Raw genomic sequence first — 19,971 nt, forward strand, 5'->3', positions numbered from 1 at the left:
GGAAGCTGGTAACCGCTCACCGACCAGCTCACCCGGACGCGAACCGGGGCCGGCGGCGGGCCTTGAGGACCGCGGCCAGCCAACACCGCGCACACCGGGCGGCGGCCTGCACCATGAGGTGCAGGCCGCCGCCGTTGGCGCGAGACTGGCGGGCAGACAAGGGAGGGCACCGATGTTGACCGATACGTCGACCAGCGCCGGCAGGGCGATCCTGCTTCACGACCGGCACCCCACGCTGGAAGAACTCGCCGACACAGCACACCTGTTGGCCGCCAGGCACCCGGAACTCTGCCGCGTGCGCACCGCCGGAACCTCCCGCGCCGGCCAGCCGCTGGTGCTCCTGACGATCGGCCGCGCCACCGCCACCGACAGCGTGCTGATCGTGACGGGTGCGCACGCCGACGAGTTCTCCGGCCGCGCCGGCATCGTGGAACTGGCCCACCGGGTCCTCGCGCAGCCGTCTCTGCACGAGGCGGTGACCTGGAACTTTCTGCTCTGCCTCGACCCCGACGGGGCACGCCTCGCAGAGGCCGGCGCCGGCACCCGAAGCCTGCCCGAGTACTTCGAGCACTACTTCCGCCCCGCCGCCGAGGAACAGCCCGAGTGGGCGCCGGCGACCGGCGGGAGACTGCCCGAGAGCCGGATCCTCCTCGACCTGATCGACGACCTCCGGCCGTCCCTCCAGTTCTCCCTCCACAGCGCCGACGTCGGCGGGACCTTCCTCCAGTCGACCTGCGATCTGGCCGGCCTCGCCGAGCCGTTCGCAAAATCCGCCGCCGGACTCGGGATCCCGGTCGAGACCGGCCCCTACGACGCCTTCTGGCTGCGCGAAGCGGGCCCGGGCGTCTTCATGATGGCGCCGCACCACATCGACCAGCAGGAAAGCAGCACCGGAATGCTGGCGCCACCTCACGCCGACCAGCCTCACGCCGGCCAACCCGACACCGGCCAACCTCACCCCGGCCAGCAGCAGGAGACAGGAGGCGTCCGCGCCACCACCTGGTTCGCCCCCCAGCGCTACGGCGGCGAGACGGTCATCGTCGAGACGCCGGTCTGGGCCAGCGCCCACCTCGGGGACACCCGCCCGGCCGACGACCCCTACGCGCGCCTGACCGCCTGCGCCGGCCAGGTCCGGGAGCGCGGACGCCTGGTCACCGACCTGATGGACGAAGTTCTGCCCCACCTGGACGACACCGCCCTGCTCCGGGCCGCGCGCACGCCGCTGACGGCATCGCGGCAACTGGCCCACGAATGGGACCCGCAGGCCGCCGGACAGCGCCTCCTCCACCCGAGGCCCATGACCGAGGCGAGACTCGCCGGCATCGAACTGTGGGCCCACCGGATCCCGGTCCGCGCGGCCGCGCTGCTCCGCCGCGCCGCCGAGGCGGCCAAGGCACCCACCACACCGGCCACCGCCCGACTCGACCACCTCCTCCAGGACTGGTGCGCCCAGTACCAGCAGCGCTTCCAGCCGCTCTGGCTGCCCGTCGCCCGCCAGGCAGAGCACCAGGCGAACACCGTCCAGGCCGCCGTGGAGCTCAGCCGTCCGACGAGGCCCGGCTTTCGGCGCGACCGGTAGAGCGCTCCGCAAAAACCCGTTTGGTGGGCGAGGTGACCGCTGCTATGTTTTCGGAGGCCGTGCGAGAGAACGAGGAGGTGGTACCCGTGAACGCAGTATTCACATGGGTGCTCTCCTCCGGGGTCACGGTCGGGCGATAGGTCGTCCGGGAGCGCCGTATCTGAGCCCTCCCGAAAGGCACGACCATGCACTTCACTTCTGAACAGCGTTTCGACGACGGTGTCCTCGAGCGTGAGTTCACCCTCGGCGAGATCCCCGGCATCCTGTGGACGCCCGGATCCGTATCCGCGCCGGCGCCGCTGATCCTGCTCGGCCACCCTCCCCTCGGACTGCGCAGGATGTACCCCCGACTGGTGGCCCGGGCCCGGCACGCCGCGGCGGATGGCTTCGCCACGGCCACCATCGAGCTCCCCGGAAGCGGCGACCGGCCTCGTTGGCCCGCCGTGGAGCAGGCCCGCGCTGACCTGCGCCGGGCGATGGAGGCCGGCGAGCCGGTCGGCGACGAGATCGTCGACGCCCTCGTCCTCCCGCTGGTCGACAAGGCGGTCCCGGAATGGCAGGCCGCCCTGGACGCCCTCCTCACGCTGCCCGACATCGGCGGCCCGGTCGCGTACTCGGGGGGAGTGATCTCCATCGGCGTCCGGCTGGCGGTGGTCGAGCCGCGCATCTCGGCCGCCGTTCTGTTCGCCGGAAGTTTCGTGCCCCGCTCCATGTTCGAGGAGGCCCGGCAGGTCACCATTCCGCTGCATGTCCTGTTGCAGTGGGACGACGAAGGGAACGACCGGCAGGCGGCCCTGGACCTGTTCGACGCCTTCGGCTCGAAGGAGAAGTCCCTGCACGCCAACATGGGCGGGCACACCGGTGTCCCGCAGTTCGCCGGGGACGCCGCGGCCCAGTTCTTCACCCGACACCTGAAGTGAGGCCGGGCCGTCAGACCGGCGGCAGACGGTAACTGATGTCGGCCGGCCTGCCACTCGTCGACGGCAGGTCCCGGCCGTCAACAGATCTCTGCACCGTGGGCCCCTGCCGAACTCTCGGCAGGGGCCCGTGCTGCCTGAAGTCAGAACTGTTCGATTTCTGCAGAGCTTCGAGTGCTGCCCGAACTCGTGTACAGGCGCTGTCGGTTCTCGTGGACAGAGCCACCCAACGCCTGTCGCGTGGCGGCGCCGAGGGCTGTGAGGGGGTCCGGGGCGGCGTGGGCGGTGCGCCAGGCGATCACGTGGTCGGGACGGACCAGCAGGGCGCCGTGGTCGCCGATGCCGCAGGTGTCGGTGGGCCGTTCCGTTGCCGGGGCGATCCGGCGGGGCAGGAGTGCCGTGTCGAGGAAGGCGTTGTGCGGATCCAGCTCGCGTGCGGCCCGGATCCAGGGGTGTCCTTCGGGTCCGGCGAGGACCAGGTAGCGGCCGGCGCGGACCAGGTCGAGCGTGGAGCGGGGCCGGTCCGTGCCGGGCAGGGGCAGGGGCAGGTGCGGCAGCCGGGTGCCGGGCTCGCCGTGCCAGCGTTCCGGCTCGTCGGCCGCCGGGTGGGCGGCGGCCGGGCCGTCGCCGGGCATGGGGTAGCGGTAGCCGATGGCCACTGCCGCCTCGCTGAGCAGCGGGCGGTCCTCGATCGGGGCCCGGGCGCGGTCGCGGGCGCGTAGGAGTGCCTGGTCCACGGTGATCCGGCCCACCGCGCGGCGCTCGGTTTCGTAGTCGTCCAGCAGCCGCGGGTCGGCGTGGCCGCGCAGGACCGAGACGAGTTTGGTGGTGAGGTTCCAGGTCATCGACCTCGTCCTCGACGGTGCGGCGCCCGCGCCGAGCTGAGGAGAAGAGCGGACCGGACTGCGGCCTCCGCCACGCCGGCACCGCCTCCACGTGCGCACTGGCGCGTCCGTCCGCCGCCACGCCGCTCACCGGCATCGGGTGCTGCCGGGCCCGGGTGGGGCATTGCACGCCAACTTCCTTGCTGTCATCCTCGGTTGGCCGTATCGGTCCCGGCGGTCGGTCGGGCAGGCTCTGCGCGGCGGGCGCGGCTTCGTGGCGGGGGCGGCGAGCGCAGCAGCAACAACGGGGGGCGGCGGTCGTGGTGCGTACGCGGGGAGGCGGCGTGTGGGGTGTGGCGGTGCGAGCGGTGGCGGGGATGCTGGCGGTGGCGTTCCTGACCGGGGCGGTGTGGCTGGCCTGGTGGCTGAGCGCGGAGCGGATGGGAGCGGCCATGGGGCTGGGCCCGCCGGACGGCGTGGTGCTGGTGGACCGTTGTTACGAGGTGTCCGACAGCGAGGGCAACAGCGACGGCACCAACTGCCAGGGGCGGTTCACGCCGGCCGGCGCCTCCGCGGGCGACGCCCGCCCGATCGTGGTGAACGGCACGACCGGCAAGCACCGGGCCGGCACCCGGCTCCCGGTGCGGCTGGTGCGGGGCGTGGCCTACGAGCCGTCGTCGTCGCCCGCCGTGAAGTACGGCGCCGGCGCGGGCGCGGTCCTCGTACTGGGCGCCGTGCCGGCCGGCTGGCTGCTGGTCGGAGTCCGGCGTGGTGAGGCCCCGGAGGTCATGACCCTGGTGGTCGGCCTCTTCATCGGGCTTGCGGCCGTGGCGGTCCTGGGCATCGTCGTCGGCTTGCTCGCGGGCCTCGTCGAACTGGCGCTCTGAGCGGAGCCGGGCCGTCGACGTGGTGCTCACCTGGTGATGTCGCCGTCCGGCACGTCCCGGACGGTGACCTCCTTGCCCTGTCGGCCCAGGATCTTGGCCACCACGTCACCGATCCCCTTCGCGTCGCCCGTCGGCTCGGGGACCGACCCGTCGGTGTACCGCTCGATGGCCTTCCGAAGGTACGAGGGGTTCCAGGCCCCGACGGCCCCGCTGACGTCGACGGCCGCCACCCGTCGGCCACCGACGGCACGCCTGATGGCCGGCAGGACCTCGTCCGAGTAGTACTTCCCCGGGACCTGGAACAGGCTGACATGGCCGCCGACCTTGCCGCCGTCCCGCAGGTAGACGGTGACGACCAGGCAACTGGTCACCGACGGATAGGTGATCGTCCCGTGCGGACCCACCTCGCCGACCTCGCCCTCCGTGATCGAGAGGGCGGTCGCGGGCGCACCGGCCTGCTGGACCCCGGCTACCGGGCCGGACACAGTGCCGAGCCCGGTGAGGTCCTCGGTCCCGACAGCCTTGCCGAACGCGGCCCTGACGGCGCTGACGGCCCTGACGGAGCCGACGGAGTCGACCGCCTCGGTGGGTGCCGGGCCGCGTGCCGTCGCCCCATCGCCCCCGCCTGCCGCGCAGGCCGCCGACACCAGCACCGCGCCGACGGCCAGCCCGACCCTTCCCACGCACCGCCCGGACACCACGAACTTCATGACTCCACACCCCACGAATCCGGTCTACACACACCCGCGCACACACGCGGCGACACATGCTCCCGAGTGCGAACGATCTCGTCAACCCGACACCCGACGGCCCCCTGACGGGGTCACCGGCGCCGGTCGTGTGGCCGCCGGCAGCGGTCGCCGTGGTCGACCCGTCCGGGGGAGGGGAGTCGGTTCCGACCGTCGCCGGGTCAGGCGTCGGGGGAGTCGGTGATCCACCGCAGGACGTCCTCGGCGACCTCCACCGGGGTACGGCCGGAGCTGGTGAAGGCCGTGGGGACGAGTTCGCGCAGTTCGTCGGCGTCCTGGAGGGCTTCCTCGACCTGCTCCGCGCTCCAGCCGCGGGCGGCCAAACGGACGCGGCGGTCGTGGTCCGCGCAGTCCAGCCGCGCCCAGACGACCTCCGGAGCGTCCGGCACCTCGGCCGCGGCGGCCTCCCACTCGGCCGGGGTGAGGGGGCAGGACACCAGGACGGGCCCGCCTCCTCGCGCGAGCATGCCCGCGATCCGTACCCACAGGCGGTTGTAGTCGGGCCAGACCCCGGACGCGTCCGGGGAGGTGATGTCGATACCGAGCAACCGACCGTCCTCGTCGGGCAGTTCGTCGAAGTCGACCACCGTGACGGGCCGTTCCCGCAGCCGGCCCAGAAGTGTCGACTTGCCCGCCCCCGGCGCCCCGGTGATCAACCGCACCACAGACCTGACCATGCCGATTCCAGCCCCGCTTCCGTCGATGACCGGCACCCCGGATCCTGAGTGCCCAGCCGACCATAGCGGGACACCTGTCCTTCGTCCCCCAGGATCCGGCCGCAAGCCGCGCTCCGGTGCCGCAACATCCGTGTTCTGTCCGCGAGTTCGCGTTGATCCGGCGACGAACCGGTCGGGGGCGAATCACCGATCGGGCTGCGGGCCCCGGCCCGGCGGGATCTCGCCACGCGAACTCCATCTGGCGCCGGTTCGGCCCCGAGGCTGACCACGCTCTCGCCGCCGACTGGACCGGCTGCTCGCGGCTGGCGAGCTTATTGGAAGTACTTCCAGGCACCGCACGACGAGAGGCTGCCGTTCCAGTTGCAGATCCGGGCCTGCTTGATGGGGTACTTGAAGGTTTTCGCCTTGGGTCCCATAGCGATCATGAAGATGCCGGTGTGTTCGCCGCTGGAAAGATAGAGGTCCAGGGCAGCTCCGATTCCGTCGTCGCTGTCGTCCGTGATCGTTCCGATCGCGCCTTCCACGTAGGCGTAGTCGCACAGGCCTCGGTCACAGCTCGACCAGCCGGTCCCGGCGGCGCTGGCCGGGCTGGCGGTCAGGAGTGCTGTTGCTGCGAGGACGGGTACCACTGTTCCTGCGAGTCGCTTGATCATTCGATGCTCCTTCTCGTGTGATTTCTGTTCAGAGACCCAGTGACGGCTGCTACGGGGTTTGTGGTGCGGGTTTCCTTTGCTTGACGGGCCGTTGATCCATCGATCGACAGTCGGGAGACCTCCTTGGAGGCTCCTGGCCGAATGGCGGGTCCGCGCAGAAGAGCGCGTCGTTGAACGAGCGATCTCTGGATGCAAAACTCGCGGACCCGCCATCGACCGAGCTGCCTACAAGGCCGCCATCAGCATCGACATGCTCACCACTAGCCCTTGACGGCCCTGGCGCCGGTGGAGACTCCACAGTGCAGCCTGTTTGATTGTCCATCTACAAGAACCCGGCCGAAGGCCAGGTGGGCGGCGGACAACCCGGTTTGGCCGCGGACAGGACAAGGTGGCTTGGGGTGGCTGGTGTTGGACGTCCGCAGGGGCGGCTCTCGGCGGCCTTCGGCGAAACGGACTCCCATGTGTCCCGGGAAGATCGCGGCACTCGGCTCGGCAGTCCGCGCACGGAACCGCCGACCCCTTCCGTTCGGCCGCGGCCGCGGCCGCGGCCGCAGCCGCAGCCGGCTCCCACCATGTCGGCGTCTGCGCGGCCCGGCGGGCGGCGGGCTGCTCCGGACGGGACCCGGGCAGTAACCTCAGCCGGTGCGGCGCGTTGGGGGAGGTGTGCCACAGTCTGCATCCACCCCCAGCTTCAGCAACGCCACCGCCGTTCCGGCCGGCAAACCCCAGGCGCTGCCCTTCCTCCTGACACCCCAGCAAGGCGCGGCGGCGCGCACGCTGCTGAGCTACGTGGCCGCCTTGCCACTGCCGGATCCCGGCCAGCAGCTCCTGGCCGTCGTGGTGGCGATCCGGGCCGCACGCGGCGGCACCGGCAACCTCACCGGTACTGACCTGTCCGCCCTGCGGCTGGGTGATCCCCGCGAAGTGGTCGATGCCCTCCGCGGCCTGGGCTGGCTGATGGGCGACACGATTTTCAGCAGCGACCCGGTCGCACCTGCGACGCCGGTCACCGTCCCGGATCTGGCCCGTGAGACTGACCACCCGCTGCCGTTCGGAAAAGCCGTGCGCTCGCGCGTATCCGGGTGGACCACACGGGCCTTGTCGGCCAAGCCGGTCCGCAAACTTCCGCCGGCCGCCCGGCTGGCGGCCCTGTTCGCCGCCGCACACAGCACCTCCACGCTCCTCGGACAGATCCCGCCCGACCTTCCCGAAGCCTGCCGGGCCGCTCTGCCGGACCTTCTGGCCAAGGGCTTCCTCGCCGAACTCGCCGACGGGCGCTACCGCCTGGATCCCCAGGTGGGCCACCTCGCGGGCATGCGTCCGCCCACCGCCCAGGAGAAGGCGGCAGACCCCGAAGCCGACACCGGCACCAGCACGACCTCGACTCCGGGCTTCGACTTCAACGCCGCCGCGTGGACGCAGTGGAAGGACGCGGCCACGCCCGCCCTGCGGCGGCACGCGGAGAGCGTCGAGTACTGCGCCCTGTGCGCGCTGGGCCCGGAACGGGTCGCGATGGCCTTCACGCTGCCCCCGCCCCGACCGTCACAGCAGCCTTCCCTGGACGGCAGGAGCCAGACCGCGTACAAGCGGTGGAAGGACGCGCACCCGGACCGCGGGCCGCAGGCCGCGCAGTTCACGGTGGCCTTCCGCGCCGAGCACGGACACGGTCCGTCGTTCAGGCAGCTCTGCAAGGGGCTGGGCTCGCGCCCCGACCTGCGCGAGGTGAACCTCTTCATCGTGCACCGTCTCGTGGCGAACGGATGGCTCACCAGCACCGACCAGGTGCCATGGACCCTCCGCCCGGGCCTGACCGCCCAAGACCAGGGCATCACCCTTCCCCAACGCCGCAGCCCCGAGACGACCGTCCCCACAGCCCGCCCCTGACCGTCCCCACCGACGGCCGCGGCCGAGTACAGACGAAGTGCCGCGAAGGCTCGCCTCGGTGAGGAAGGCCTCGGCTGCCGCCGGAACGCAAGTCACCGCAGGACTCCGGGAGTCGGCAATGCAGGCAGGCCGACCGGCGTACCCACACCGGCCGGACGATGGCCAGCCGGCAGGGACCGTCGCGTTCACGAGCGTCCCGAGGCGCGCACTGGGCGCCCGAGCCTGCCCAAGCCGCCAACTCCCCGGCAACCAAAGGCATCACGGCGCCCCCGGTACCGCCGCTGCTCCGCCTCACGGACACGCCGCGCCTCAACGCCGGCGGCCCGGTCGGGGCGACCAGCCGCCGTCGGCCCGGCTGGGGGCGTGGGCGTGGCTGCGGCGGTGGGTGTGGGTGTGGGGGAAACGCTCCGCCGGCCGGTGTGAGGTGCGGGCCGGCCGGCGGAGGAGGGTGATCAGGCCTGCGAGCGGCGGCGCGAGGCGACGACCGCGCCGGCGCCCAGCACGACGGCCGCGCCGGCGGCGGCGCCGAGCTGCCCGAGCGGGGCGGTCGTGCCGGTGGCGGCCAGCGAGCCACCGGCGGTGCTCCGGCCGTCCGTGGTGGTGGTGGCGGCGGTCGTCGTGCCGGTGGTCGTCGTCCCGGTGGTGGCCGAGACGGGCGCGACAGCGGCGTCGGGGGTCACGGCGGTGACCGCCTGGGTGGTGCCGGAGCCGCCCCGCGAGGTCTCCGTAGCGGTCTCGGCAGTGGTCTCGGCAGTGGTCTTCGCGGCGGCCTGGTCCTTGGCCCGGGCGGTGAACTGGCCCTCCTTCAGGAAGGCCCGGACGTCCGCGATGTCGCCGTCGAGCGCGGCGAGGCCGGCCTTGCGGACCTCGGGCCCCCCGGCCGCGATGAGCTGCGAGACGTGGATCCGGTCGTCGCCCGCCCGCAGCGGCTCCAACTGCTCCTTCAGGAAGTGCTCGACGTCCGCCGCGCTGCCGGCGAGCGCCTTCTCGGCCGCCTCCCGGACGTGGCGGCCGGTGCCCGCGTCGGCGAGGATGTCCTGCACCTTGGCGCGGTTCTCGTCCTCCGCCCGGGCGACGTACTGGCCGGTCTTCAGGAAGGCGCGGACGTCCTCGATGGTGCCGGACATCGCGGCGTTGGCGGCCTTCTTCACCGCCGGGCCGCCGTGGGACATGATCTGGCTGAGCAGGACCCGGTCGTCGTGCTCGGCGGCCGTCTTCAGCCCCGTGTTGAGGAAGCGCTCGACATCCGCGGCGGTTCCCGCCAGTGCCTGCTGAGCGCCCTCGCGCACACCCGGTCCGCTGTTCGGGTCGTCGAGGAGCTGCTGCACCTTGGCGCGGTTCTCGTCCTCGGCCCGGGCCGTGTACTGGCCGACGTTCAGGTAGGCGCGGAACACGTCGAGGTCGTTCGAGCCGAACGCGGTGTTGGCGGCCTTCTTGACGGCAGGGCCGGCGGCGTTCATGGTCCACAGGATCGCGATCCGCGCGTCGTCCCGGCGAATCCTGTCCGCCTCCACCGCGAGGAAGCGCGCCCGGTCCGCGGGGGTGCCGGCGAGGGCCTGGCCCGCGTGCTCGCGCAGGTAGTCGCTCGGAGCCGTGAGCAGGTAGTCGTTCGGGTAGACGAGCAGCCTCTCGATCGCTGCCCGGTTCTCCTCGTCCGCCTTGGTCTCGGCCGGGTCGGTCTGCCCCTGCCCCGCCGGGACGGTGTCGGCGAACGCCGGGGCGGCGCCCAGGGCGACGGGTGCGGCGGCTGCGGCAAGGAGGACGGCAGCGAGCGAATGACGGATCTTCAACGGTCCCTCGGGATCTGAAACACGGATGGGCCCGCCGCGGCTTCACGACGGTCGGCCGAGTGATCGTATAGCAACGACACCCCCCGCTGGCGAACACATTTCCGTCACGTCCCACACCCCGGCTTCCTCGCGCACCGCCTGGTCACACCAGCCGGGAGAGCTACCCGGCGCCCCCGTCCCTGGCTCAGCCCTCGTACGCGCGGGCGGCAGCGTCGAGGCGGGCGGTCAGCGCCCGGCGACGGTGCCCAGCGCCCGGGCGACGGTGCCCAGGGCGTGATGCGGCCACAGGTGCTCGGCACCGGTCACCGCCGCCCGGGTGTCCAGCAGGTCGGCGCGGGGCGCGATGCGTCGTCGCACCGGTTCTCGTCGGGAGTCCTCGACCGGCGCCCGCCCGCTGAGCGCAACACGGCCAGGCCCGCGCGAGTTGGCCGGAACCCCTGGCGAACGGCATGCGCGCTACGGTAAGCATTCTCTCAACTACGTACTGTGGGAACCTGCTTGTGCTGACGGCCGTACGGCCGCGGCCCGTGAAGGAGGTACACCGGGATGACCCGATCGCCATCGACAGCCCCGACCTCGACTGGCGCCGCCGGCAGAACCTCCTGACCTACACCCAGGTCGCGGTGCCCGACGATGTCGCCGCTGCCGTGGCCCGCTACCTCGGCGCCTTCGGCCTGGTCTTCGGCGCCTTCGACTTCGCCGTCGACACCGCCGGGTGCTGGAACTTCTTCGAGTGCAACCCGAACGGTCAGTGGGCGTGGTTCCCGCCGCCGATGACCGATCTGATCGCCGAGGCCCTGGCCGACCGACTCCAGAGAGGCACCAACCCGTGAGCACCCCCGCCGAACTGCGCGCCGCCCTCGTCGACCGGCTCACCGCCGACGGCGCCCTCACCGATCCGGCCTGGCGCGCGGCCGCGGCCGCTGTGCCGCGCGAGACCTTCGTCCCCGAGTACTTCCTGCCCGTGCCCGCCAGCGCGCCCACGGCCTACGTTCCAGTCCTGTGCGACAACCCCGGCCGCCTGGAGGGGGTCTACCGCGACCAGACGCTGGTCACCCAGCTCGACGGCCATCTGAGCCCCTCCGACGTCCAGGGGCCGGTGGCCGGTGCCCCCTCGTCCTCCTCCACCCTCCCCTCCCTCGTGCTGGGGATGTGGCAGCAGCTCGATGTCGAGGCCGGCCACCGTGTGCTGGAGATCGGCACCGGCACCGGCTACTCCACCGCCCTCGGCGCCCACCGCCTCGGGGAACAGAACGTCGTGAGTGTCGAAGTCGACCCGGAAATCGGGGCGCGGGCGGCGGAGGCGGTCAAAGCCGCGGGCTACTCTCCTACCCTCGTCATCGGCGACGGCCTCGCCGGGTACGCCGACGGCGGACCGTACGACCGGCTGATCGCGACCTGCTCGGTCCGCCACCTCCCCCTCCCGTGGCTTCACCAGGTCAGGCCCGGCGGAAGGATCCTCGCCACCTTCACCGGGTGGAGCTTCGCCTTCGGCCTCGCACTCCTCACCGTCACCGGGCCCGGCTGCGCGAGCGGCCGCTTCCTGCCGGGCTACGTCAACTTCATGGTCGCCCGGCCGCACGACCGGCCCCCGCGCCAGCCCGTCACCCTGCTCTCCGGCGACGCACGGCCCAGCGAGATCGACCCGGCGATCCTGGGTGACTGGACCGGCAAGTGGGTCGCCCAACTCGCCGCCCCCTCTGCCGAGATCATCGGCGCCGGAGACCAGCAGATCCTCGTGGACTTCGCCACCGGCTCCCACGCCCGCACCACGCCGAACCCCGACGGCGGCTGGACCGTCACCCAGCGCGGGCCCCTGCGCCTGTGGGATCAGGCCGAGGCCGCCATCCAGGCCTGGCAGCAACACGGCGCCCCCCACCAGGAGGGTTTCGGCATCACGGTCGACGGCGACGGCCAGCGCGTATGGATCGGCACCGAAGAAGGCCCCACCTGGAACCTGCCCATCTGACCGGCGGCCGGGGCTGAGCCCCGTCGAGGCTTCGGCTGCTCACGGCACCTCGGCGCGCGAGTCCGGGTACCGTCCCAGGACGACAGGAGGAGCAGCACCCACCCACCGCAGGACCTCGTGGACATGGCCGCCGAGGACACGGTCGCCACCGCCCACCCCCGGCGGCCGGCCGCCGACCGATCGCCGAGCTGGAGCACCGAGGCCCCGAGACGATGTGGGAAGGCGCCTGCCTGCAAGAACGGCCACCCGGTGCCGAGAACGGACACCGGGCACCCCGCTACGACGTCGGCAGGGCCGTCCAGTGCCCCGAGGCCCGCGAGTCCATGGGCGGGCCCGGAAGGTCCTGGCGGATGGAGAACGCGCTCAGTTCGGGCAGATGCCGCGGGTGTAGTCGACCGTGGCGGCGGCCTGCGAGTAGTGCCACTCGGGTGCCAGCAGGTTCGCGTCGAGTTGGGCGGCCGCGTTCGGGTTCTCCACCAGGTAGCCGAAGTCCTGCAGCCAGGCGGGGTAGAGGTTCTTCGATCCGACGAAGAACGCCGAGCCGTCGACCGCGACGACCTTGTGGTGCAGCGCGAACGGGTGGCCGTCGGCCCAGTTCGCGGTCGGCGCCGCGCGGAAGGAGGCGAGCTGGAGGTTCCGGCACATGGTGGCCTTCGCGCCGGACGCGTCGCCGGTCCGGGCCGCCAGCCGGGCCTGGAGCGCGTCGCTGATCTCCGCGAGGGATTTGATCTGCGAGTAGCCGCCGCTGCCGACCGTGCCGCGGTTGGCCGGGTCGCTCACCACGATGCGCACCTTCACGTTGGCGGCGAGTTTGGCGGCGAGCAGGTCGTAGAGGCGCAGGTCGTAGCGCGGCAGCGGCGGGCAGGTGCCGTTCAGGTCCTGCTGGGAGATCTCGATGTGGCTGGTGGCGCCGGCCACCAGGGCCCGGAGCGCGCTCTCCTCGGGGTTGACCGTCTCGTAGTCGCGGTCGCCGTTGGTGTTGTCGTGCAGGGCGACCAGGCCGCACTTGGCGTCGGCGGCGGCCGGCAGGTCCGGCTGGTAGGTGGAGGCCGGGTCCACGTGCCGGATGCCGACGCCCAGGCCGCCGATCGCGATCACCGGCAGGTTGCCGGTGGCCGGCACCGGGCCGGGGTTGGCGTCCTTCTCCAGGTTCGGCAGGCAGGGCGCGCCGTTGCTGGAGGCGAACCAGGCACTCGACAGCACTCCGGTGTTCTTGCAGGTCCAGCCCCACAGGGTGTCGAGGTAGGAGCCGGCCGAGGCGGCGGCGGGGCCGGTCAACGCGAGGTCGACGTCGGACACCGGGTGGGTGGTGTCGATGTAGTCGTCCTTCCAGTTGTTGATGCCGCCGGTGATCACGCTGCGGCCGTCCACCACCAGCAGCTTGGAGTGGTTCCAGGACAGGGCGGTCTTCGAGGTGGTCATCGAGGCGACGTTGAGCGTGACGCCGGCGGCGGCCGGGCCGAGCCGGGCCAGCAGGTCGTCCCGGTAACTGGTCGGCAGCGCGGTGATGTTGTAGAGCGGGGCGGCTCCCACCAGGACCCGTACGGTCAGCTTGTTGCCCGCCGCCACCGAGGCCTTGAGGCCCGCGACGATCGCGTCCTGGAACGCGCCGTTGGGGAACGGCGCGAGGGTGGAGATGTCGACGGTGCGGGTCGCGCCGGCGATGTTCGCCGTCATCTTGGCCAGCAGCTTCTCGCTGCCGGTCCGGTCGGTGCAGTTCGGGTCGCCCCAGCAGTTCGGGGTCTGCAGCAGCCAGCCGGCCGGGTCACCGGCGGGGGCGTCCAGGTTGTTGCCGCCGGTGCGCTGCCAGACCGTTCCCTCCAGGCCGGGCGAGACCTGACGCAGCGTCTGCTCGACGGCGTCCAGGTGCGGGGTGTCGGTGGCCGCGGGCGCCGCCGGGGCAGGTATCTGCGTGTCGGCGGAGGCGGAGGCGAAGGCGGGGGCGGCGGGCAGTGCTGCCAGCGCCGTGCCGAGGGTGAGAGCGGCGGTGAGCGTGGTGCGGGCGGCGCGGCCGAGGTGGCGGGACGGGTGACGGAGCACGGGTAATCCTTCAAGAAGTGGCAATGTTCACCTGAAAGGCCCCTTAAAAATACCTGATAGTAACTTGAGGATACGTCAGGGGCCTGTCGGGATCCGCCCGCTGGGACTGACGGCCCGGCGTCCGCCGTCGGCAGGTGTCCGGAGACGGGGAGAAATTTCTTTCCGATCGCCTGCAACCCCTGGCCGGGCTCCACGTCTATGACAGTGAGAAGCGGGGCCGTGGTCGCCCCCCGGCCGCACACAAATCTGCTGCGGCCCGCTCGCCATCAGTCATTCAGTCATTCAGCCATCAGTCATCAGCGCGCTGCTGCGGCCTGCCCGCAGAACGGTTTCAGGGGAGAACTGTGTCCACCATCGTTCATGTTCGTCGTACCCGTCGTGCGATCGTCGTCGCCGCTGCCCTCGGCGTAGCCGCAGTCTGCGGATCGGTCGTGGCCGCCGCCCCGGTGGCCTTCGCGGGGGAGCCGTCGCACACCTCGCTCTCCGTCCAGGCCCCGGCCTCGGTCGGATTCGCCGGTGGGCCGGTCGAGTTCACCGAGGACATCACCAACTCGGGCCAGGAGAGCACCGGTTACCACCTGGAGCTGCGGACCGTCACCGACGTCGGAACGCCGCCGGACGCGATCGTCATCGACTACAGGGACCCGGCCGACGGTACGTGGAAGTCGGTGCCGCTGGGGATGACCCGTACCTCCGGAGGCGTCGTGTACGACGGGACGGTGCTCGGGCTCACCGTCCCGGCCGGGCGGACCCTCAAGGTCGACCTGCGGATCGGCGCGCCGATGGGCCTGCCCCACGACGGCGCCACCAACGGCGGCTTCCGGTCCATCGCCCTGCATTCCGCCGTCGTCGTCGACCCCCACGAGCCGGCGCAGGCCGAGGTGACCAGCACGATCAAGGTCACCTCGATCACGAGCTCGCTCGACCACGTTCCCGCCACCGCCGTCGCGGGCGGCGCGCCGGTCGAGTTCGACGTCACCCTCGACAACCCCACGCCGTCCGACTACACCAACCTCGGCAACGTCCTGTTCGTGGACCGGTCCGCGACCGTGCAGGTGCGTACGGCGGACGGGGCCTGGCGGACGCTGGACAAGGTGGCCGGAATCGCGCCCGACGACCCCTACGGCGTGTACCTCCAGGGCCGTGACTCCGGCCTCCGGTCGGGTGGCAAGGTCGTCGCCCGGGTGCGGGTGTCGTACGACGCGAAGACTCCGGCGGGCACCACCACGCTCGGCTCGTGCGTGTTCGTCAACGAGGGCCTGCCGTTCCGGGGGACCACGAAGTGCGCTGCCCACTCGACGATTCAGGTCCTGCCCGCCGCCACGAAGACGCCCGGGCCGAGCCCGTCCTCCTCCTCGGCCCCGTCCTCTTCCTCGGCCCCATCGGCCTCCTCGGCCCCGTCGGCCCCGCTGTCCTCGGCCCCGGCCGGCGCCGCCGTGCCGGTCTCCGCGTCCTCCCCGAGCGCCCCGGCCCCGGCGGACCCGTCCACCACCTCCACCGCGCCGTCCGCCCCGCAGGCCCGCGTCGCCGACGCCGCGCAGCCTGCCGCGCCGTCGTCCGTCCAGCTCGCCTCCACCGGGGCCGACCACACCGCGGGCCTCGCCTTCGGCGGCCTTGCCCTGGCGGCCGCCGGGGCCGGCGCCCTCTGGCTGCGCCGGGTGCTGCGCCGGGCCTGAGCGCGCACGGGGAAGCCGAACGCGAAGGAGCCCGCCACCCTCCCCAGGTGGCGGGCTCCAGCAGTGGGCGGCACGTCGGGCGCGCGGTGTCAGCGCCGGCGCGCGGGCGCGGGTGCTGACTACGGGTACGGGAGCTCGCCGAGTGGGGCGTGCGGCTGCTTCCCCGGCCCGCAGGGGCGAGCCCTCCCACGGCCCCGTGCGGACGAGTTCACCCGGACGCTGCGACGAGGATGGCGCCGGGCCGGGGCGCCGGGACGCAGAGTAGATAGTCCGATAATCATGGCGCAAAGGGGACGTGGCAGTGTGCGCAAGAGCCGGAGCGGGCCTCAGACTGGGATCCGTCCTGGGCAGCCTGATGCTGACGGCGTGTTCGACCCCCGCCCCGCATGCCGTGGACGGCAGCGGCGGGGAGCCTCGCGGCAGTGCGGTGGTCATCGCGGCTGACCAGGCGCCCGGGCAGGCAGCCGTGCCGGGTGATGCGTCGGGTGATGCGGCCGATCCGGGGTCCGGGCCGGCCGGCGTTCGGGGCAGTGCGTTGATCGTCGCGGTCGATCAGGCGTCCCGGCAGGTTCTCGTCCTGGACGGCGAGACGGCGCGGGAGGCCGGACCCGAGGCCGGACCCGAGGCCGACCGGTTGCCGGTGGTGTGGTCGTGGACCGCTGACGGCGACGATCGGCTGGCCGACCTGGAGCCGGCCCGCAGCTGGGCCAGGCCCACCGAGGCCAGGGACGTGGTGCTCGACGGTGAAGGATCCCTCCTGGTCACCGCCTCGGGCGGCTTGGCAGCCCTGGTCGACACGGCGACCGGCACGCCGATCTGGGCCACGGACCTCGGCACTTCCGTCAACCCCCACAGCGCGGAGCTCCTACCGGACGGCAACGTCGCCGTGGTCGCCAGCACCGCCGGATGGGTGCGGCTGTACGCGGCCTCGGAGGGGCCTCGCAGCACCACCTATACCGAGCAGGAACTCGACGGGGCCCACGCCGTGCAGTGGGACGAGGGCGCGGACCTGCTCTGGGTGCTCGGGGACGACACCCTGCTGGCCCTTCGGGTCGGTGGCACGCCCGACATCCCGTCCCTCACCCCCGAACGCAGCATCCCCCTTCCGGAAGTCGGGGGACACGACCTCGCACCTGTGCGCTCCGCGCCGGGGACGTTCTGGCTCAGCACCGGCGACCGCCTGTGGCGCTACGACTCACACCTCGACCGCTTCGAAGCCGTCGGGCTGGGCGCGGAGGACTCAGCCCGCGGGATCAAGAGCGTGGGCAGTGAGCCCGCTACCGGTCGCCTGCTCACCATCACGCCCGATCACGCGGGGCCCTGCTCCTGGTGCACCTCCGCCGTCACCTTCCACCATCCCGACGGGACGCTCGCCCTGACCGGAACCGAGCTGTACAAGGCCCGCTGGTGGACCACACCGCTGCCAGGTCCGGGCCCGACGAACCGACCCCGGTAGCGCGGTCCTCCGGCAGCCGCCATCCACGCCGAGCTGCACCACCGCGACGCCGGTCCCGGCAAACCGACCGGCCTCGGCGGCCGCCCCGCCATGATGGTGCCGTTGAAGGTGAGGCGGTCGAGGACGGCCGCGCACTTCTGCGACCACCACGTACTGGAGATGCTGATGCCTGCCCCCGGGCCGACGACCAACGCCCCGCCGGTGAACGGGATACCGCCCGGGCGTCCGTTCTCGTGGCGATTCGTCACCCCGTTGTTCGTCGGTTCGGCGCTCAACCCGATCAACAGCTCGCTGATCGCCACGGCCCTCGTACCGATCGCCCACGGACTCGGCGTGTCGATCGGGCGGACCGCCGCCCTGGTCACGGCCCTGTACCTGGCCAGCGCGATCGCCCAGCCCACCGCAGGCAAGGCCGCCGAGGTGTTCGGCCCACGACGGGTGTTCCTGGCCGGAATCGGACTCGTCATCGTCGGAGGACTCATGGGCGGCGCCGCCCACAGCCTTCCGACCCTCCTGATCAGTCGAGTACTGCTCGGGTTGGGCACCTCGTGCGCCTATCCGACGGCCATGCTGCTGATCCGCCGCCGCGCCGAGGACGCCGGTCTGGACAAGCCGCCGGGCGGAGTGCTGGGCGGCCTGCAGATCGCCGGCATCGCGACCGCCTCCCTCGGGCTGCCCCTGGGCGGTGTCCTGGTGGCCGTGCTGGGCTGGCGTTCCGTGTTCTTCATCAACGTTCCGGTCGCACTCGTCGCGCTGGTCACGACATTGGCCTGGGTCCCACCCGACAGCCGACCCGACAGCCGACCCGACAGCCCATCCGACAGCCGACCGGACAGCCCACCGGACCGCAGCCGACGCGCCCGTGACGTCGCGGCCGGCCTGGATGTCATCGGCATCGCCGGGTTCGCCGCCGCGATGATCGCGCTGCTGCTGTTCCTGTTCGCCCTGCCCGACGCCCGCTGGTACTTGCTGGCGATCTCCGCCGTGCTGTGGATCGCCCTGGTGCTGTGGGAGCTGCGGGCCAGGACCCCGTTCCTCGACTTGCGCCTGCTCGCCGGCAACCGGGCCCTGACCAGTACTTATCTTCGCTACGGCCTGGTCCTGTTCTGCGCGTACGTCGTGCTCTACGGCGTCACTCAGTGGGCCCAGAGCGTCCGGGGCCTGTCCGAGACCGAAGCCGGACTGCTCCTGTTGCCCATGACGCTCGTGTCCGGTCTGGTGATCTCGCTCGTCTCCCGGCGCAACCGGGTGCGCGGACCGGTCGTAGCAGCGGCCCTGGCCTGCCTCATCGGCTCCGCCGGCGTACTGCTGCTCAGCGCCTCGGGCTGGATCGGATGGGTCGTGGTGGTCACTCTCGTCTTCGGCGTCGCCATGGGCACGTCCGGCGCGGGCAACCAGATCGCCCTCTACGACCACGCCCCCGCCGAACAACTCGGCACCGCCTCCGGCCTGCTGCGCACCTTCGGCTACCTCGGCTCGATCGCCGCTTCCGCAACCACCGGCATCGTCTTCCGCATCCGCGTCTCCGACCCCGGCATGCACCTCATCGCCTGGATCATGGTCGGCGTCGGCGTCGTCCTGGTCCTGACGACCCTCGCCGACCGCACCCTGCGTACCCGGCCCGCCCCCTGACACGCCTCCGCGAGGGCACCCCCCCGCGAATGTGAACGGGGGAGCGGGTTCAACGCCTCTTTGCTGCGGGGGTGTTTCGTTCCCATGTCCATATGCCCAGATCACTGGCGTCGCGCACCAGTCGTGCACAGACTCACATCTGCACGATCGTGCACTCGACTCTCACCCCAGGAAGTTCTACGGGCATGCGTACCCCCCCCAGACCCGGCGTTCCCCAGGCGCACCCGCCGCACCTGGTGGGGAGGTGCCGTCCGTGCTCCGGTACGTGACACGCAGGGCGGCGGGCTGGTTCCTGGTGATCGCCATGGCCACCAACGCCACGTACTTCCTCGCCAGTTGGTTCCTCGACCCGCGCTCGAACTTCAAGGAACTGCGCCCGGTCCGCACCGAGGAGCAGATATCCCGGGCCCTGGCCCCCTACAACCTCGACCCGCACGAGCCGCTGCTCCACCGCTGGTGGGACTGGCTGACCAGCGTGGTCCTGCACTTCGACTGGGGCCGCTCCCCGGTCGGGGTCCAGGTGAACGGGGAGATCGGCTACCGCTCCCTCGTCAGCGCCGAACTGGTGATCGGCGCGACGGTCCTGTCGGTCGTCGTCGGTGTCGCCCTCGCGGTCCACACCGCCTCGCACCAGTACGGCTGGAGGGACCGGGCCGCCCAGGCCCTCTCCATGGCGCTGTTCAACGTCCCGGTGTCCATCGCCGCCCTCGCCCTGGTGCTGCTGGCCATCCAGCTGAACGAGCAGGCCGGTTGGCACTTCCTGTACGTCGCGGGGGAGAACTCGCCCGGCGTGGAAGGGTTCTGGGCGACGGCCGGTGACCGGCTGCTGCACCTGATCCTGCCGACGCTGACGCTCACCCTGACGGGGTACGTGGGCTACCACCTCACCCAGCGCTCCCTGCTGCTGGACGTCATCGGCTCCGACTTCGTGCGCACCGCCCGGGCCACCGGGCTCACCCGGGCCCAGGCGATCCGCCGGCACGCCCTGCGCACCGCCCTGATCCCCACCGCACAGTCCGTGGCCTTCAGCATCCCGGCCGTCTTCACCGGCGCGGTCCTCACCGAGACGATCTTCGGCTGGAACGGCATGGGCCAGTACTTCATCCAGACCATCAGCAAGAACGACGTGCACGGCACCGTGGCGACCGCCGCCTTCGCCGCCGCCCTGACCGCGATCGGCGCGATCCTCGCGGACATCGCCACCGTTCTCCTCGACCCGAGAGTGCGGGTGAGCTGAG

17 protein-coding genes are annotated in these 19,971 nt (G+C 72.1%); 10 read left to right on the top strand and 7 right to left on the bottom strand.

The annotated features are described in order from the left end of the window. Window positions 1-172 precede the first annotated feature (172 nt). Window positions 173-1,579, top strand: a complete 1,407-nt coding sequence (locus A6F73_RS36590; RefSeq protein ID WP_063352622.1) for a M14 family zinc carboxypeptidase — start codon at window positions 173-175, stop codon at window positions 1,577-1,579. Between the two features lie 185 nt (window positions 1,580-1,764). Further along, window positions 1,765-2,499 carry a hypothetical protein gene (locus A6F73_RS36595; protein WP_063352623.1) on the top strand — a complete coding sequence of 245 codons (735 nt, stop codon included), beginning with the start codon at window positions 1,765-1,767 and terminating at the stop codon, window positions 2,497-2,499. A gap of 140 nt (window positions 2,500-2,639) precedes the next feature. On the opposite strand, the gene A6F73_RS36600 is transcribed toward A6F73_RS36595, so the two are convergent. Beyond that, window positions 2,640-3,341 carry an FAD-dependent monooxygenase gene (locus A6F73_RS36600; protein ID WP_063352624.1) on the bottom strand — a complete coding sequence of 234 codons (702 nt, stop codon included), beginning with the start codon at window positions 3,339-3,341 and terminating at the stop codon, window positions 2,640-2,642. Window positions 3,342-3,688: 347 nt separating this feature from the next. On the opposite strand from A6F73_RS36600, the gene A6F73_RS36605 reads away from it, so the two are divergent. After that, window positions 3,689-4,207, top strand: coding sequence for a hypothetical protein (locus tag A6F73_RS36605; RefSeq protein ID WP_159398730.1), 519 nt, complete (start codon window positions 3,689-3,691; stop codon window positions 4,205-4,207). A gap of 26 nt (window positions 4,208-4,233) precedes the next feature. Here A6F73_RS36605 and A6F73_RS36610 read toward each other — a convergent pair whose 3' ends face one another. From A6F73_RS36610 to A6F73_RS36620, 3 genes are all read right to left on the bottom strand, one after another. Next, window positions 4,234-4,917, bottom strand: a complete 684-nt coding sequence (locus tag A6F73_RS36610; protein WP_063352626.1) for a hypothetical protein — start codon at window positions 4,915-4,917, stop codon at window positions 4,234-4,236. A gap of 200 nt (window positions 4,918-5,117) precedes the next feature. Next, window positions 5,118-5,633: a hypothetical protein gene (locus A6F73_RS36615; RefSeq protein WP_208869258.1), complete on the bottom strand. Its 516-nt coding sequence runs from the start codon at window positions 5,631-5,633 to the stop codon at window positions 5,118-5,120. A 311-nt stretch (window positions 5,634-5,944) separates the two neighbouring features. Beyond that, window positions 5,945-6,286 carry a hypothetical protein gene (locus tag A6F73_RS36620; protein WP_159398731.1) on the bottom strand — a complete coding sequence of 114 codons (342 nt, stop codon included), beginning with the start codon at window positions 6,284-6,286 and terminating at the stop codon, window positions 5,945-5,947. Window positions 6,287-6,949: 663 nt separating this feature from the next. On the opposite strand from A6F73_RS36620, the gene A6F73_RS36625 reads away from it, so the two are divergent. Next, window positions 6,950-8,170, top strand: a complete 1,221-nt coding sequence (locus tag A6F73_RS36625) for a hypothetical protein (RefSeq protein ID WP_244293836.1) — start codon at window positions 6,950-6,952, stop codon at window positions 8,168-8,170. A gap of 452 nt (window positions 8,171-8,622) precedes the next feature. On the opposite strand, the gene A6F73_RS36630 is transcribed toward A6F73_RS36625, so the two are convergent. Together A6F73_RS36630 and A6F73_RS44295 are read right to left on the bottom strand one after the other, a co-directional pair. Further along, a complete protein-coding gene (locus tag A6F73_RS36630; protein ID WP_063352628.1) occupies window positions 8,623-9,960 on the bottom strand; it encodes an ALF repeat-containing protein in 1,338 nt (445 codons plus the stop codon). Between the two features lie 225 nt (window positions 9,961-10,185). After that, a complete protein-coding gene (locus A6F73_RS44295) occupies window positions 10,186-10,317 on the bottom strand; it encodes a hypothetical protein (protein ID WP_279634978.1) in 132 nt (43 codons plus the stop codon). A 170-nt stretch (window positions 10,318-10,487) separates the two neighbouring features. Between A6F73_RS44295 and A6F73_RS36635 the strand changes: the two genes are divergently transcribed. Then, on the top strand, window positions 10,488-10,793 hold the full coding sequence (locus A6F73_RS36635) for a hypothetical protein (protein ID WP_159398732.1): 306 nt from the start codon (window positions 10,488-10,490) through the stop codon (window positions 10,791-10,793). Next, window positions 10,790-11,929 carry an ATP-grasp peptide maturase system methyltransferase gene (tgmC, locus tag A6F73_RS36640; protein WP_063352630.1) on the top strand — a complete coding sequence of 380 codons (1,140 nt, stop codon included), beginning with the start codon at window positions 10,790-10,792 and terminating at the stop codon, window positions 11,927-11,929. The genes A6F73_RS36635 and tgmC overlap by 4 nt, the downstream gene beginning before the upstream one ends. A gap of 363 nt (window positions 11,930-12,292) precedes the next feature. Here tgmC and A6F73_RS36645 read toward each other — a convergent pair whose 3' ends face one another. Continuing rightward, entirely contained in the window at window positions 12,293-13,969 is a 1,677-nt protein-coding gene (locus tag A6F73_RS36645) for a phospholipase (protein ID WP_244293837.1), read from the bottom strand. Between the two features lie 344 nt (window positions 13,970-14,313). On the opposite strand from A6F73_RS36645, the gene A6F73_RS36650 reads away from it, so the two are divergent. From A6F73_RS36650 to A6F73_RS36665, 4 genes are all read left to right on the top strand, one after another. Beyond that, the gene (locus A6F73_RS36650; protein WP_159398733.1) at window positions 14,314-15,645 is read left to right on the top strand and encodes an LPXTG cell wall anchor domain-containing protein; all 1,332 of its coding nucleotides are present in this window, start codon (window positions 14,314-14,316) and stop codon (window positions 15,643-15,645) included. Window positions 15,646-16,180: 535 nt separating this feature from the next. After that, complete coding sequence (locus tag A6F73_RS36655; protein WP_063352632.1) at window positions 16,181-17,101, top strand: DUF6528 family protein; 921 nt, start codon at window positions 16,181-16,183, stop codon at window positions 17,099-17,101. A 108-nt stretch (window positions 17,102-17,209) separates the two neighbouring features. After that, on the top strand, window positions 17,210-18,733 hold the full coding sequence (locus A6F73_RS36660) for an MFS transporter (RefSeq protein WP_244293864.1): 1,524 nt from the start codon (window positions 17,210-17,212) through the stop codon (window positions 18,731-18,733). A 253-nt stretch (window positions 18,734-18,986) separates the two neighbouring features. Further along, on the top strand, window positions 18,987-19,970 hold the full coding sequence (locus A6F73_RS36665) for an ABC transporter permease (protein ID WP_063352825.1): 984 nt from the start codon (window positions 18,987-18,989) through the stop codon (window positions 19,968-19,970). The last annotated feature ends 1 nt before the right edge of the window (window position 19,971 follow it).

The sequence above is a fragment of the Streptomyces sp. MJM8645 genome, assembly GCF_001625365.1.
In the GTDB taxonomy this organism is placed as follows: domain Bacteria; phylum Actinomycetota; class Actinomycetes; order Streptomycetales; family Streptomycetaceae; genus Kitasatospora.

Excerpts from the sequence above, each read along its gene's own strand:
- A6F73_RS36590 (WP_063352622.1), top strand. The coding sequence starts at position 173 with ATGTTGACCGATACGTCGACCAGCGCCGGCAGGGCGATCCTGCTTCAC.
- A6F73_RS36595 (WP_063352623.1), top strand. The coding sequence starts at position 1,765 with ATGCACTTCACTTCTGAACAGCGTTTCGACGACGGTGTCCTCGAGCGT.
- A6F73_RS36600 (WP_063352624.1), bottom strand. The coding sequence starts at position 3,341 with ATGACCTGGAACCTCACCACCAAACTCGTCTCGGTCCTGCGCGGCCAC.
- A6F73_RS36610 (WP_063352626.1), bottom strand. The coding sequence starts at position 4,917 with ATGAAGTTCGTGGTGTCCGGGCGGTGCGTGGGAAGGGTCGGGCTGGCC.
- A6F73_RS36615 (WP_208869258.1), bottom strand. The coding sequence starts at position 5,633 with ATGGTCAGGTCTGTGGTGCGGTTGATCACCGGGGCGCCGGGGGCGGGC.
- A6F73_RS36620 (WP_159398731.1), bottom strand. The coding sequence starts at position 6,286 with ATGATCAAGCGACTCGCAGGAACAGTGGTACCCGTCCTCGCAGCAACA.